This is a genomic window from Streptomyces sp. NPDC002870 (assembly GCF_042888505.1).
Taxonomy (GTDB): Bacteria; Actinomycetota; Actinomycetes; order Streptomycetales; family Streptomycetaceae; genus Streptomyces.
The window spans coordinates 44,764-57,717 of sequence record NZ_JBIAPW010000030.1 but is presented as its reverse complement, the minus strand read 5'-3'; the positions used below and the strand labels follow the sequence as shown (position 1 = coordinate 57,717).

Sequence of the window (12,954 nt, the reverse complement as noted above, 5' to 3'; positions counted from 1 at the left end):
GGCGCGCCCCCCCCCCCCGCCGGGCGCGGGGGGGGGGGGCGGGGGGCGGGGGGGGGCGCCCCCCCCCCCCCCCCCCCCCCCCCCCCCCCCCCCCGCGGCGCCGCCCGGCCCTGCTCGGCCCTGCTCGGCCCTGCTCGGCCCTGCTCGGCGCCGCCCGGCGCTCAACTACCGGCGCTCGACTACCACGTCGCGCCCGCGGGCTGCCTGGTGGTGGCGTTGAGCCGGTTGAAGAGGTTGGTCACGCCGATCATCAGGATGATGGCCGCGAGCTGCTGCTCGTCGTAGTGATCGGCGGCGTCGTCCCAGATCGAGTCCGATACCGCGTCGGGCCGGTCGGCCAGCCGGGTGGCGGCCTCGGTGAGCGCGAGCGCGGCGCGCTCGGCGTCGTTGAAGAAGGGCGCCTCGCGCCAAGCCGCGACCGCGTGCAGCCGCTCATCGGTCTCGCCCCCCTTCTTCGCACTGGCCACGCCCGCGACCACGCAGTAGCTGCAGCCGTTGATCTGGCTTGCTCGCAGGTGGACCAGCTCGAGCGTGGACTCCGGGACACCGCCCTTTCGCACCGTCTTCAACAGGTCGAGGATGGCCGGCAGGGCCTCGGGAATGATCGTTGCGGGGTTGTTCATCCGTGCCTGCATGATTGGTCTCCCTCAGGAAGTTCGTCTTCACTACACCGACGGAACGCGACGGGAGAATGTGACCGGGCTCCACAACAATTTTCCGGTGGGGCTCAGGCTTCCTCCGCGAGGGAATCGACGGGACGGTCGACGTCTGACGGACCGCGGCCAACTCGCCTTATGCCAGCCCCAATTCCGGCGGCAGTGGGCGGCTGTGCAGCACGTCCAGCCGGGAGACGGCCCGGGTGAGGACGACGTAGAGCCGGTGCAGGCCGCGCGCCTCAGCCGCGGCGATCGCCGCCGGTTCGGCGACGACGACATGGTCGTACTCCAGACCCTTGGCGGCCGTCGCGGGCAGGACGGTGACGCGCGCCTCGGCGGCGAGGTCGTCGGCGGCCGCGGTCGTGATGCCCGCCGCCACGAGCGGGGCGCTCAGCCGGTGCGTCTCCGGCTCGTCCGCGATCACCCCGACGGAGCCCTCGTGGGCAAGTGCCGCCCGTACGGCCTCGACCGTCGCCGCGGCCAGGTCGTCGACCTTACGGGTCGTCAACTCACCGTCCCCGCGGTGGGACCGGCCGAGCGGCATGTCGACGCCGAGCGCCGGGACCAGCCGGTTCGCGAGGCGCACGATCACCGCCGGGACCCGGAACCCGGTCGTCAGCGGGACCACCAGCGCCTGTTCCTTGCCGAGGTGCGCCAGCTGCTCGGGCCAGCTGCGGGCGGCCCACGGCGTGGTGCCCTGGGCGAGGTCGCCGAGTACCGTCAGCGAGCCGAATCCGGCCCTGCGGGCGATCGCGCGGCACTGCATCGGGGAGAGGTCCTGGGCCTCGCCGACGACGATGTGGCCGTAGCCCTCGGGGCGTTCGATGAGGCCCGCGAGTTCGTCGAGGAGTACGAGGTCGGCCGCCGTCCACTTCGCCGACCTGTACGAGCGCCGGGGCTTCGTCCAGCGGATCGCGTCCCACTCCTCAGGCGCGAGCAACGGGTCGGCGGCGTCGGCAGCGTCGGTGAGCAGCGCCGCCAGCACCTCCTCCGGCTGCGTACGCGGCCAGGCGGCGTCAACGAAGGCGGAGACCGCGCGGGCCCTGCCGACCTTCTGCACCCAGGTGTTGCTCACCGGTCCCGCCCGGCGCTCCGCCTGCAGCTGGATGGCGCGCACGGCGCGGGTGCGGACGCGTTCGCGCCCGACGGCGTACGGCAGGGCTTCCGCGCCCACCTCGGCGACGATCCTCTCCAACTCGCCGAGCGGGACGCGCCAGCGGTACGAGCCGTCGGGAACGGCGAGCCGTTCGGCGGGCGGCGCGACCCTCGCGTACAGCGCGCGGTGCAGCACGGCGGCCATCCGAGCGTCGTGCTTGACGGCAGCGGCGGCGTCGCTGTCCCGCGCCCGCACCTCGTGGCGGGCGATCTCGTCGTCGACAGTCGACTGCCGGATGCCGGTCTCCCCGAGCGAGGGCAGCACTTCGGCGATGTACGAGAGGAAGGTGCGGTTGGGACCGAGGATCAGCAGTCCGCCGCGCTGGATGCGCTGGGGGTAGGTGTAGAGGAGGTACGCGGCGCGGTGCAGGCCGACCGCGGTCTTGCCGGTGCCGGGGGCGCCCTGCACACAGACGGATTCGGCGAGACCGGACCGTACGAGATCGTCCTGTTCGGGCTGGATGGTGGCGGCGATGTCGCGCATCGGGCCGACGCGGGGGCGCTCGATCTCACCGGCCAGGATGGCGCTCGTGGCCGACTCCCCGGCCGCCAGGCACTCGTCCTCCAGGCTGGTGAGGTCGCCGGGGTTCCCCTTGCTGAACGGGGCCCAGCCGAAGCGGCGGCGGACGGCGACGCCCAGCGGGTCGCGGGCGCTCGCCTGGTAGAAGGTGCGCGAGACGGGGCGCGCCAGTCGACGACGAGGGGCGGGGCGGAGGGGTGCTCGGTGATGCGGCGGCGGCCGATGTGGTGGCTCTGGCCGTCCTGGTGGTCGAGGCGGCCGAAGAAGAGCGGACTGTCCGGCTCTTCGGCCAACTCCTTGGCCCAGCTGCGGAGTTGGCGGCCGAGGACGTCGGCGTCTGCGCCGGAGGCGAATGCGTTCTCGCCGGTGACGACGCGGGTGGCCGCAGCGTCGACCATGCCGGCGAGGGCGGCACGGCAGGCCTCGTGGTGGGTCCGTTCCTGGTTCAGGTCCTGGTTCAGGTCCTGGCCGATGTCATCGTTCAGTGCCGTCATTCCATCGAGAATAACGCAACCGAGTCACATTTTTAACTGAGGCGCGATAGCGGCTACGCGAGGCCTTCGCGCAGCTGGTCGAAGGCGAGCCGAGCGGCAGCCACGGCGGCCGGGCGGACCGCGTCGGCGCTCTCCCCCGCCGCGATCCGCCGCCAGTTCTCCTCGGCGAGGATCCGCTGTACGGCGACGATCTGACCGGCGGCCAGCCGCGCGCGAAGGCCGCCGCCGAGGGCCGCGGTCAGCGCATCCTCCGACCTGCCCCGGTACGCCTGCAGCCGCGCGACCAGACTCGGCGTCCCGTACAGCAGCCGGTGGTAGGCGAGTACGCCCTCGTCGTCGTTGAGTCCGGTCACCGGGTCGGACCGCTCCAGGCCGTCGAGGAAGTGCCGGTGCAGGGCGTCCAGCGGGGAGATCCCGGGCGGCCGGGCGGCGACGACACGGGCCGCCTCGTCCTCGTGGTCGGCGAACCGGTGCAGCGCGAGGTCCTCCTTGGCGGGGAAGTACCGGAAGAGGGTCGGCTTGGAGATATCGGCGGCGGCCGCGACCTCGGCGACGGAGACCCGGTCGAAGCCCTTCTTGAGGAAGAGAGCGATCGCCGCGTCCGAGATCGCCTGGTACGTCTGCCGCTTCTTGCGCTCCCGGAGGCCCATCTCACCGCTCATGACTCCGAGCGTACGCACCCACAGCCGACCGGCGGCCAGTTGATCAGTTGGCCAGGTGGCCAGGTGGCCAGTGGCAGGTAGCCAGGTAGCCAGGTGGCCAGTTGACCTCAACCGCACTTGGGGTTTCAGACTGTCAGCAAGCGATCGAGTCGAGGAGTGGACGGCATGCGCGTGGCACAGGTCAGGGAGTTCGGCGGCCCGGACGTACTGATCACCACAGAGGTCCCGGATCCGGTGCCGGGTCCGGGCGAGGCGGTCGTCGCCGTCTCCGCCGTGGACACGATTTTCGTGGAGACGCAGATCCGGTCCGGCACCTTCGGCGAGCACTTCCCGGTCCAGCCGCCGTACGTACCGGGCGGCGGCATCGCCGGCACGGTGCGGGCGGTCGGCGAGGGGGTGGACGAGGCGTGGATCGGCCGCCGCGTGATCACTTCGCTCGGCTTCAGTGGCGGCTACGCGGAGCAGGCGCTGGCCGCCGCGGCCAAGCTGGTCCCGATTCCGGACGGCCTGGACCTGCACGAGGCGGCAGCCCTGGTGCACGACGGCGTCACCGCGATGGCCCTCCTGGAGTCCACCGGCCTGGGTGCGGGCCACCGAGTGCTGATCCTGGGCGCCTCGGGCGGCATGGGCACGCTGCTGGTCCAGCTGGCGAAGGCCGTGGGCGCGGAGGTCGTCGGTGTGGCGCGGGGCGAGCTCAAGACGTCCCTGGTACGGGAGTTGGGTGCCGACGCGGTGGTGGACGCCACATCCCCCGACTGGGTCGCCCGGGCCCGTACGGCCCTCGGCCCGTCGGGCGCCGACGTGGTCCTGGACGGCGTCGGCGGCGACCTGGGCCTGGCGGCCTTCCCTCTGACGGCGGACGGCGGCCGCTTCTCGGCACACGGCGCGCCGACGGGCGGCTTCGCCCCGGTGGACGCGGCGGAGGCGGAGCGCCGGGGCATCAAACTGCTGGGCATCGCCGACGTGCAGTTGTCGGACGAGGAGTATGTCCGCCTGGCGGCCAAGGCCCTGACGGAGGCCGCGTCGGGCCGCCTGCACCCGGTGATCGGTGGCGAGTTTCCCCTGGAACGCGCATCGGAGGCACACGCGGCGATCGAGGGGCGGGGGTTGCGGGGGAAGGTGCTGCTGACGACGTGAGTGGCGGGTGACGGAACAGAGGTGAGGTGACGGAACAGGGGTGAGGGGTCACCCCCGCCGCCCCCTCATCCCCGGCGCTTGCGAATCAGGACCTCGATCCCGTCCAGCACGCGGTCCAGGCCGAAGCCGAACTCGAAGTCCGGCTCGTCCGGTTCGGACATCACCTCGGACTCCAGCATCCGCGCCACCGCCGGATAGCGGGCCGGGTCCGCCAATCGCTTCAGGGTGGTCGCGTACTGGCGCATGACCTCCTCCGGCGAGCCGCCGCTCGCCTCGATCGCCGCGCCCAGGTCCGCCGTCAGCAGCGCCTCGCTCCGTACGAAGCCGCTGACCAGCAGGATCATCGAGATCTTCTCGCCCTCGCTCAGCCCCGTCTCCTCCAGCGCGGCGAGGCCCCGCTCCCACCAGGCCACCGAGTTGGGTGTGGCGGGCGGGCCGGAGACCGGGATGCGCAGCACCCACAGGTTCCGGTGGAACACCTCGCGCTGCGCCCAGGCCCAGGCCGCGAGCCCCTCCCGCCAGCCCGTGCCGGGGTCCGGCGGGGCGGGCGGCAGGCCTATCACCGCCTCCTGCATCAGGATGTAGAGCTCGTCCTTCGCGGCGACGTACCGGTACAGCGACATCGTCGAGACGCCCAGCTCCTTGGCGACACGCCCCATGGAGACCGCCGCAAGCCCTTCAGAGGCTGCGACGCCCACCGCCGCCTCGACGATCCGGTCCAAGCGGAGCCCCGGCTTCGGCCCCTTCGAGGGGCGTTCGCGCAGACCCCAGGCGGCTTCGATGCTGGCCGGCAGGCCGGTCTCGCCGCGAGTATCGCCCGTACGGCCCCTATCGCTCTTACCGCCGCTGCCGCTGCTCCCGTTGCCGTGCGCCGCCATCGCCCTCCGCCTTCTCCCGCCCTCCAGCGTCTCCCGCTTGACGTACATCCTAGTAATGCGTAAGCCTTACACAGTAACGCGTACGAGATACGCAGAAGGAGAGTGCGGCAACCCATGACCCAGCCACCGGCCATCGAGGCCACCGGTATCGCCAAGGCCTACGGAAAAGTCAGCGTCCTCCACGGCATCGACCTGCGCGTCGAGCGCGGCGCCGTCTTCGCCCTGCTCGGCCCGAACGGCGCAGGCAAGACCACGGCCGTGCGGATCCTCGCCACCCTCACCGCCGCCGACGCGGGCCACGCGCGCGTCGCCGGGTACGACGTCGTCGCCGACCGCGCCCGCGTACGCCGCACCATCAGCCTGACCGGCCAGTTCGCCGCAGTCGACGAGAAGCAGACGGGCGAGGAGAACCTCCGCATGATGGCCCGCCTCAGCGGCCTGTCCCGCGCGGCCGCCCGCCGCCGCGCCGCCGAACTCCTCGAACGGTTCGACCTCACCGACGCGGGCCGCCGCCAGACCGGGACGTACTCCGGCGGGATGCGCCGCCGCCTCGACCTCGCGGCCGGCCTGGTCGGCGACCCGGAGGTCGTCTTCCTGGACGAGCCGACGACCGGCCTCGACCCGCGCAGCCGTCAGGAGCTCTGGCAGGCGGTACGCGACCTCTCCGCGCGCGGCGCCACCGTCTTCCTCACCACCCAGTATCTGGAGGAGGCCGACCGGCTGGCGGACCGCATCGCAGTCGTGGACGGCGGCCGTCTGGTGGCTGAGGGCACGGCGGACGAACTCAAGGCCCGGGTCGCGGGCCACCGCCTCGACCTCGTGCTCAACGACACCGCGGCGTACTGGCGGCTCGAGTCACACGCGGTCCACCGCTCCCCCGAGACGCTCACCCTCGGCCTCCCGACGGACGGCACGGCGGCCCAGGTCCGGGCCCTGCTGGACGAGATCGACCCCGAGCGCCGCGACGTGGCTCGCTTCTCGGTCCAAAGGGCCACGCTCGACGACGTCTTCCTCGCCCTGACCGACAAGGAGCCCGCCCATGTCTGACGTCGTCACGCCCGCGCTCACGATGGCCGGACGCAGCATCCGCCTCTCCCGCCGCAACATCGACGCCGTCATCACCTCGATGATGCTGCCGCTCATGCTGATGCTGGTCTTCATCTACTTCTTCGGCGGAGCCATCAACACCGGTACGAAGTACGTGACCTACGTGATCCCCGGCATCCTCATCCTCTGCGCCGCCTTCGGGGCGTCCTCCACCGCGGTGAGCGTGAGTGAGGACATGAAGGGAGGGATCATCGACCGCTTCCGCTCCCTCGACGTGGGCGGCACGGCGATCCTGGCCGGCCATGTCGCCGCCAGCACCGTACGCAATCTCTTCTCGACGATGCTCGTCCTCGGCGTCGGCCTCCTCATCGGCTTCCGCCCGTCGGCGACACCGCTCGGCTGGCTCGCGGCCGCGGGCATCCTGATCGCCTTCCTGCTGGCGATCTCCTGGCTCTCCGCAGCGGTCGGGCTGCTCGCCAAGACACCTGAGGCGGCGGCCGGGTTCACCTTCTTCATGATGTTCCTGCCCTACCCGAGCAGCGCGTTCGTACCGATCCACACGATGCCGAGCTGGCTCCACGGCTTCGCCGACCACCAGCCGGTGACCCCGCTGATCGAGTCCCTGCGCGGCCTGCTCCTGGACCAGCCGGTGGGGACGGCACCGTGGACGGCGCTGGCGTGGTGCGGGGGGATTCTCGGGGTGGCGGTCGCACTGTCGGGGATCTTCTTCAGGATCCGTACGGCGTGAACGCTCGAACATCCAACTGGCCTACGTCGTCAGGACGCGGACCGTGCCGCCGACGACCGAACCAAGCTCGTGTACGCGGACATCACCGGCCCCGTCGTCGCGGACGGCCTGAAGCAGCCAGTCCGGTTGGCCTCAGCTCCCTTCGGGCACGCCAAGATTCTCCCAGCACGAGTCGAACCATTTCTGTGCCGAGGCGACGAAGAGTGACCCCTGCGCGTCGGGGTCACCGGTCTTCTCGTAGTGGAAAAGCGTCGACTGCAGCCCGAGGACGTCCAGCGCCTGGACCTCGGTGCCGTCGGACAGGGGCATCGTGCGGTTCTCCACCACGTAGAGGCCGTGCAGTGCCGAAGTCCGGTTGAGCAGATAGAGCTTGTGGGTCGGGGTGAGCGGCGCCCGGCGGACGTCCACGTCGACAGTGGCGACCAGCCCGCCGCGGCGCAGCGCAACAAGCTTCTCGCGCAGTCGCCCGGTGTGGAACTCGACCATGGTGGCCCAGCGTTCGTGCGGGCGTGCGTCCGATGGGTCATCGGCCGCGGCCGGGTATGCGGGCCTCGGTTCGCGACTGGGCAGGAGCAGCCTGAGGCTGATGCTCCGGGGGCTCACTTCACCAAGGGCCACCCGGTCGGCCTGCACGCCGACATGGTCGGTCAGGGACTCGGTGGTCAGGCAGAAGGCGTCGAGTGAGACTTCCTCCGCCTCGAAGGCCTCCGAGATGAGTGGACCGAGACCGACAGGCACCGGCTGGCCGGCCCTCGCCTTGGGGGTGTGGATCCGCCGGGCCCGGATCACTCGTGACCCGCTGCCCTGCCGTGACTCGATCCAGCCCTCGGTCTGAAGTTCGCGCATGGCCCGTTGGACGGTGTCCTTGGACACCCCGAACTCCGCCATGAGTTCGCGCTGCGTGGGCAGCAGCTGCCCGAGCCGGTAGTCCCCTCGGTCGATCCGTGAGCGCAGTTCGCCAGCGATCTGCTGTGCCGTCCGTGCGCCCTGTTGCGGTGTTGCGCCCTCACTGGCGCCTGGGCGTTCAGTGGCCATAGCTCGACCGTACAACTTGGACCGGGCCACACACATCACTTTCAGCCAAGTTAGCCAATTGGACTGCCGATCACGCTAGTTGTTCTGGCTTACTGTCAAATAAGCAGCCACCCAGTCCAATTGGACTGCATCCCCACGAAGGTGCCGGGAGGTGAGCATGGTCGGGTCAGCCCCGGTCCGCATCACGCGCGGCCGTCAGCACAGCCTCCAGCGAATCGACGATGACCTCGGCCCTCTCCTGTTCCAAGGCAGCCAGCTTGCGCGCGTTGCGCGCATAGCCCAGAAAGGCGACATCTGCCGCTCGCGCCGCATGCAAATCGGCAGGGGAATCCCCGAGCAGGACCACCTCCGAGGCATTCATCCCGGTACCCGCCAGAGCACGCCGCACGCAGTCCGGGTGCGGCTTGAGGCGTGCCACGTCGTGCGTACGCCCGTAAATATGCCTGCCGAAGCACTCCGCGAGGTCACGTCTTTCGAGATAACGCCGCACCGCCGCGGGCGCGTTGTTCGTCGTCACGGCGAGCTGCAGCCCGAGGGCGCGGAACGTCCGGATCAAAGGGTCTGCGAAGGCGGTGGGCCGGGAGCTCGCCGCCGCGATCACCTCCTCACGGGTGATCAGCTTTTCGAGCTCCGCCACCAGGGGACTGCCGGGGACGGTGTTGGCGTACGCGCGGAGGACGGCCTGCGGATCGTCCGTCTCCAGCGCCTCGGACGGGATCACGTTCTCGTCGCTGTTGCCCGCGATCAGCTCCCGCAGCCGACCGGCCACCTCACTCGCCGGATGTCCTGCGAAGAGCCGGCAGATCGGCCCGTCGAAGTCGAAGAAGACGCATTTGGCTGGGGAGAGCAGATCACGAAGGTCGGCCACACACGCACGCTACAGCGCCCCCCTGAGGCGCTGTTGAGCTCCCCGGCGCCCGCACTGAGGAAGGAAGCAGACCCATGGACCTGATCACCTTCACCGTCACTCTGCTCGATCTCGGCCTGGGCGAGCTCATGGCCTGGCGCTACGGGGCCCCGGGCCTCGTCGGTCTGGCCCTGCTCGGTCTGGGCATCAAGGCACGCCACCACGGGTGCGCGTGCGCAGGCGCCTTCATCCTGTCCCTGCTCCTGGTGCCTCCAGGAGCGTGACCGCCCCACCCGCAAAGGACGGACCCGTCATGCCACTCATCGCCCTTGCCGTCGCCACCCTGGCCGTCGGCTTCGAGACGCTCGTGGAGAGCCGCTTCGGTCCGATGGGAATCATCGCGCTGCTGCTGCTCAGCATCGGCGTGAAGGCCAGGAACACCGCGTGCGCCGGAATCGGCGCGATCATCCTGGTGATGCTCGTCGCGTGATGCCGGCCGAGTCAGCCCAGTGTCAGATCCGAAGAGATGGTGTCCCACAGCCCGTCGAACCACGCCTGCGACTGCGCCACGAAGGCATCGTCCCGCTGCCCTCGGCCCGATTCGAAGGGGAAGAGCAGCGAATTCGTGCCGAGCACGTCGTAGATCTCGAGCGGCCCGTCGTCGATCTGCTCCTCGCGCCGCATGACTCTGTAGTAGGTGAAGAGCGCCTCCGAGCCGTTCAGCAGATGGAGCTTCACGGGCGGGGTGAAAGGCAGGGCGCGGAAGGTGACGTTGACGTCGCAGCCGATCGTCGCGCGAAGAGCCATGAGGTTGTGGCGCAGTACCTGGCCCTGTGCGTTGCGCTGCGCCAGCCAGCTCTGATGAAGCAGTTGATCGTCCTGCGGGGCGCCGCGCGGGGACGGGAAGGCGAGGTCCATGTCCGGGCGGCCGGGCAGCAGGATGCGGACTTCCACCGTGGACGGTCTGATGGCGCCCTCGTAGATCCGGCGCAGCGGCTCCCCGAGCGCGAGCATCAAGGGTTCCGCCGTCAGGCAGACGGCATCGACACGAACCTCGGGGGCAGAGAACGCCTCCGCGAGGCGGGTTCCCAGGTCGACCATGAGCGGCTCGGGTGCGTCACCGCGTCGTACGGCCTCGGGCTCGGCGACGCGGGACGGGCTGCCCCTGCTCTCATCGGCCAGCAGCCCCTCGTCCCGCATGATCCGCAGGGCCTGCCGGACGGTGGCACGCTCCACACCGAACTCTTCGGCCAGCTGAGCCTGTGTCGGCATCCTCTCGCCGGCTTTCAGTTCACCCGTGCGGATTCGTTCGCGCAGCACGTCCGCCACGTTCTGGAAGGAGTGTCGCCCGCTGTTGTGTGCCGTACTGTCGCCGTCCACACACCAACGCTACAACTCAACCTTCGTCCAAGGCAGTTGTGTGGCAGAGGTCAGAAGACGTCCGGGCACCAAGGCCGCCTCGGCGTACGGAACACGGCATCCGCCACCCCCGCCGCCCCCGGCGTCCGCTCGTCCACCAGCCCAAGCGCCGCCAGCCGCACCGCCGACTCGTCGCCCAGATACAGCGCCCCCAACTCCCTCACGTCCAGCGCCAGATCGGGGGACTCGGCCGATGGCGTGCAGACCGCGCCCTCCGGTGAGACGTCCAGGCGGAAGCGGCCGCCCGCGAGGCCCAGCCCGTCGTGGACGTCCAGGATCAGGGTCGCGGACGTCGCGTACGTACGCGCCTCCAGCGCCCGCACCACATCCAGGATCCGCACCCACAGGAAGTCCGCCTGTGTCAGGATCCTCGCCGCCCGCGGGTCCGGGAGCAGCAGCGGAAGCAGGTCGTCCGGGGCGCGGTAGCCCGACTTGACCGTGGTGATCCAGTCCACCGAGCAGACGTAGTGCCACAGCGCACGCTCCGCCGCCGGTGTCAGGGCGAGCATCTCGCGTACCGACGCCGTGTTCAGCGGCTGCTTGGCATCGCCCCAGTTGTCGTCCGACTGGTAGGCGAGCAGGCCCTCGACCTCGCCGGACGCGGAGCGGTAGACCGCGTAGAACGGCTCCGTCCACGGCTGGGCCGCCAGCTGCGCCTGGCCCGTGTTGAGCTGCCACCAGCGCTCGTCACGGCTCACCACGCCCGGCTGCCTGGCCGCCAGCCGTGCATGCAGTTCCGGGCCGAGTTTGCGTACGTCCGTGGCGTCCGCCAGGTCGATGCGGCCGCCGTCGGCGGGGCCCGACCAGCGCCGGTCGAGGCCCGTGCGCGGGACGTCGATCGCCCACTCGGTGATCCAGGCGGCGGGACCGTAGCCGTACCGCCCGTAGATCGGGTATTCCGCGGCTATCAGCGTGGACACGACGTCGCCGCGCTCCTTCGCCTCCGCGAGGTCGGCGGTGATCAGGCAACTGAGCAGGCCGCGGCGGCGGTGTGTGGGCGAGACCGTCACATTGGAGACGGCGTTCGCGGGCAGGGCGGCGCCGCCCACCGCCGTGAGCTGCTGAGCGAACGAGCGGTACGTCGCCACGCAGCGGCCGTCGTCGAACGCGCCGCGCACCCGCGTGAGTTCGACGTGCGCCCTGCGCGAGGCGGCCTCTTCCTCCGAGACCACCGGCGGCCGCAGAAATCCGGTGCACAGGGCCCGCAGCCAGTCGGGGTACTCGGACTCGGTGATGACGCGGGTCTCGACGCTCATGCGGCCCCACGCTAGGCCGAACGCCGACCGGCCCGCATCCGAGTTTCGACCGGAGCAAACGCTTCAGAACGCCGCGCGGATCGCGCCCACCTCCATGCCGCCCCCCAGCAGCGGCATGCGCCCGATCCGGCCCACCACCGGCGAGTCCACACCCATCACCTCGAGCGCACGGCCCAGCACCGGACGCAGCGCCCGCGTCGCGCCGTCGTCCACCTTGAAAGCCAGCGCGCGGCCGTCCGCCAGCGCCACCGCCTGGACCGCCTCCGCGCCCATCTTGGAGAGCGCGCCCGGCACCTCGCGCATCAGCCAGGTGTCGTGGCGGCGCGTGCCCGCCACGTACCCGGGGTGGGCGCGCATCGCGTCCGCGACCCGGCGCTCGGCCGAGCCCGGCTCGGCGAGCACGCAGTGGCGGAAGGCGCGGGCCAGACCGGTCAGGCTGATCCCCATCAGGGGTGCGCCGCAGCCGTCCGTGCCCGCGGCCGCGACCCGCTCGCCGGACGTGTCCTCGACCACCCGGTGGACCAGCTGCTGGAGGGGGTGCGCGGGGTCCAGGTAGTTCGTACGGTCCCACCCGTTCAGCGCGCAGGCCGCGAGCATCGCCGCGTGCTTGCCGGAGCAGTTCATGGTGACCCGGTCCCGGACCTGGCCGCCGGCCAGATACCTCTCGGCCTCGACCGGGTCGAGCGGCAGGTCCGGCGGGGTCTGCAGTTCGTCCGCCGACAGCCCGTGCTCGGCGAGCATCTTGCGTACGAGATCGAGGTGAAAGCTTTCGCCCGAGTGGCTCGCGGCGGCGAGCGCCAGGCGCTCGCCGTAGAGGTCGAGCCCGGCCCGCAGAACGGCCGCGGCCTGCAGGGGCTTGTTGCTGGAGCGCGGGAAGACCGGCGCGGACGGATCCCCGAGCGTGAGTTCCACACTGCCGTCCGGCGCCAGGACGACGAGCGATCCGCGGTGATGGCCCTCGACAAAGCCGGAACGTACGACTTCGGCGAGGACCGGGGGTATGGCGGTGCTGTCGGCGGTGGAGCTCATCGTCGGCCTTCCCGGGCAGGGGCCCGCTCCCGGAAGGATCGGTTCGAAGGATCGGCTCGACGGGGCGGCTC

At 71.1% G+C, this 12,954-nt stretch carries 13 protein-coding genes and 1 pseudogene; 5 read left to right on the top strand and 9 right to left on the bottom strand.

Annotated features, from left to right (window positions below; genetic code table 11):
• Window positions 1–179: 179 nt before the first annotated feature.
• The 3 genes and pseudogenes from ACFYWY_RS29050 to ACFYWY_RS29040 all read right to left on the bottom strand — a co-directional run bounded on the left by ACFYWY_RS29050 (window position 180) and on the right by ACFYWY_RS29040 (window position 3,487).
• On the bottom strand, window positions 180–635 hold the full coding sequence (locus ACFYWY_RS29050; RefSeq protein ID WP_389191291.1) for a carboxymuconolactone decarboxylase family protein: 456 nt from the start codon (window positions 633–635) through the stop codon (window positions 180–182).
• Between the two features lie 92 nt (window positions 636–727).
• Window positions 728–2,825, bottom strand: a pseudogene (locus ACFYWY_RS29045) (HelD family protein).
• 53 nt (window positions 2,826–2,878) lie between these two features.
• Window positions 2,879–3,487 (bottom strand): TetR family transcriptional regulator, encoded by a 609-nt coding sequence (locus ACFYWY_RS29040; protein ID WP_389191288.1) that lies wholly within the window; start codon window positions 3,485–3,487, stop codon window positions 2,879–2,881.
• A gap of 165 nt (window positions 3,488–3,652) precedes the next feature.
• Between ACFYWY_RS29040 and ACFYWY_RS29035 the strand changes: the two genes are divergently transcribed.
• On the top strand, window positions 3,653–4,624 hold the full coding sequence (locus ACFYWY_RS29035; protein ID WP_389191285.1) for a zinc-binding dehydrogenase: 972 nt from the start codon (window positions 3,653–3,655) through the stop codon (window positions 4,622–4,624).
• A 65-nt stretch (window positions 4,625–4,689) separates the two neighbouring features.
• On the opposite strand, the gene ACFYWY_RS29030 is transcribed toward ACFYWY_RS29035, so the two are convergent.
• Entirely contained in the window at window positions 4,690–5,550 is an 861-nt protein-coding gene (locus tag ACFYWY_RS29030) for a TetR/AcrR family transcriptional regulator (RefSeq protein ID WP_389191282.1), read from the bottom strand.
• A 66-nt stretch (window positions 5,551–5,616) separates the two neighbouring features.
• On the opposite strand from ACFYWY_RS29030, the gene ACFYWY_RS29025 reads away from it, so the two are divergent.
• Both ACFYWY_RS29025 and ACFYWY_RS29020 read left to right on the top strand, forming a co-directional pair.
• Window positions 5,617–6,549 carry an ATP-binding cassette domain-containing protein gene (locus tag ACFYWY_RS29025; RefSeq protein ID WP_389191279.1) on the top strand — a complete coding sequence of 311 codons (933 nt, stop codon included), beginning with the start codon at window positions 5,617–5,619 and terminating at the stop codon, window positions 6,547–6,549.
• Window positions 6,542–7,297 carry an ABC transporter permease gene (locus ACFYWY_RS29020; RefSeq protein WP_389191276.1) on the top strand — a complete coding sequence of 252 codons (756 nt, stop codon included), beginning with the start codon at window positions 6,542–6,544 and terminating at the stop codon, window positions 7,295–7,297. The genes ACFYWY_RS29025 and ACFYWY_RS29020 overlap by 8 nt, the downstream gene beginning before the upstream one ends.
• A 132-nt stretch (window positions 7,298–7,429) precedes the next feature.
• Here ACFYWY_RS29020 and ACFYWY_RS29015 read toward each other — a convergent pair whose 3' ends face one another.
• Together ACFYWY_RS29015 and ACFYWY_RS29010 are read right to left on the bottom strand one after the other, a co-directional pair.
• A complete protein-coding gene (locus ACFYWY_RS29015) occupies window positions 7,430–8,332 on the bottom strand; it encodes a winged helix-turn-helix domain-containing protein (protein WP_389191274.1) in 903 nt (300 codons plus the stop codon).
• Window positions 8,333–8,498: 166 nt separating this feature from the next.
• Window positions 8,499–9,200 (bottom strand): HAD family hydrolase, encoded by a 702-nt coding sequence (locus tag ACFYWY_RS29010; protein ID WP_389191271.1) that lies wholly within the window; start codon window positions 9,198–9,200, stop codon window positions 8,499–8,501.
• 74 nt (window positions 9,201–9,274) lie between these two features.
• On the opposite strand from ACFYWY_RS29010, the gene ACFYWY_RS29005 reads away from it, so the two are divergent.
• Both ACFYWY_RS29005 and ACFYWY_RS29000 read left to right on the top strand, forming a co-directional pair.
• Complete coding sequence (locus ACFYWY_RS29005; RefSeq protein ID WP_389133632.1) at window positions 9,275–9,463, top strand: hypothetical protein; 189 nt, start codon at window positions 9,275–9,277, stop codon at window positions 9,461–9,463.
• A gap of 29 nt (window positions 9,464–9,492) precedes the next feature.
• Window positions 9,493–9,669, top strand: a complete 177-nt coding sequence (locus ACFYWY_RS29000) for a hypothetical protein (protein ID WP_389191267.1) — start codon at window positions 9,493–9,495, stop codon at window positions 9,667–9,669.
• An 11-nt stretch (window positions 9,670–9,680) separates the two neighbouring features.
• On the opposite strand, the gene ACFYWY_RS28995 is transcribed toward ACFYWY_RS29000, so the two are convergent.
• The 3 genes from ACFYWY_RS28995 to ACFYWY_RS28985 all read right to left on the bottom strand — a co-directional run bounded on the left by ACFYWY_RS28995 (window position 9,681) and on the right by ACFYWY_RS28985 (window position 12,883).
• On the bottom strand, window positions 9,681–10,559 hold the full coding sequence (locus ACFYWY_RS28995) for a GntR family transcriptional regulator (RefSeq protein ID WP_389191264.1): 879 nt from the start codon (window positions 10,557–10,559) through the stop codon (window positions 9,681–9,683).
• Between the two features lie 50 nt (window positions 10,560–10,609).
• Window positions 10,610–11,854 carry a GNAT family N-acetyltransferase gene (locus ACFYWY_RS28990; RefSeq protein ID WP_389191261.1) on the bottom strand — a complete coding sequence of 415 codons (1,245 nt, stop codon included), beginning with the start codon at window positions 11,852–11,854 and terminating at the stop codon, window positions 10,610–10,612.
• Between the two features lie 63 nt (window positions 11,855–11,917).
• Window positions 11,918–12,883 (bottom strand): asparaginase, encoded by a 966-nt coding sequence (locus ACFYWY_RS28985; RefSeq protein WP_389191258.1) that lies wholly within the window; start codon window positions 12,881–12,883, stop codon window positions 11,918–11,920.
• Between the last annotated feature and the right edge of the window lie 71 nt (window positions 12,884–12,954).

Coding starts and splice junctions, on each gene's coding strand:
- ACFYWY_RS29050 (WP_389191291.1), bottom strand. CDS start 635: ATGCAGGCACGGATGAACAACCCCGCAACGATCATTCCCGAGGCCCTG.
- ACFYWY_RS29040 (WP_389191288.1), bottom strand. CDS start 3,487: ATGAGCGGTGAGATGGGCCTCCGGGAGCGCAAGAAGCGGCAGACGTAC.
- ACFYWY_RS29035 (WP_389191285.1), top strand. CDS start 3,653: ATGCGCGTGGCACAGGTCAGGGAGTTCGGCGGCCCGGACGTACTGATC.
- ACFYWY_RS29030 (WP_389191282.1), bottom strand. CDS start 5,550: ATGTACGTCAAGCGGGAGACGCTGGAGGGCGGGAGAAGGCGGAGGGCG.
- ACFYWY_RS29025 (WP_389191279.1), top strand. CDS start 5,617: ATGACCCAGCCACCGGCCATCGAGGCCACCGGTATCGCCAAGGCCTAC.
- ACFYWY_RS29020 (WP_389191276.1), top strand. CDS start 6,542: ATGTCTGACGTCGTCACGCCCGCGCTCACGATGGCCGGACGCAGCATC.
- ACFYWY_RS29015 (WP_389191274.1), bottom strand. CDS start 8,332: ATGGCCACTGAACGCCCAGGCGCCAGTGAGGGCGCAACACCGCAACAG.
- ACFYWY_RS29005 (WP_389133632.1), top strand. CDS start 9,275: ATGGACCTGATCACCTTCACCGTCACTCTGCTCGATCTCGGCCTGGGC.
- ACFYWY_RS29000 (WP_389191267.1), top strand. CDS start 9,493: ATGCCACTCATCGCCCTTGCCGTCGCCACCCTGGCCGTCGGCTTCGAG.
- ACFYWY_RS28990 (WP_389191261.1), bottom strand. CDS start 11,854: ATGAGCGTCGAGACCCGCGTCATCACCGAGTCCGAGTACCCCGACTGG.
- ACFYWY_RS28985 (WP_389191258.1), bottom strand. CDS start 12,883: ATGAGCTCCACCGCCGACAGCACCGCCATACCCCCGGTCCTCGCCGAA.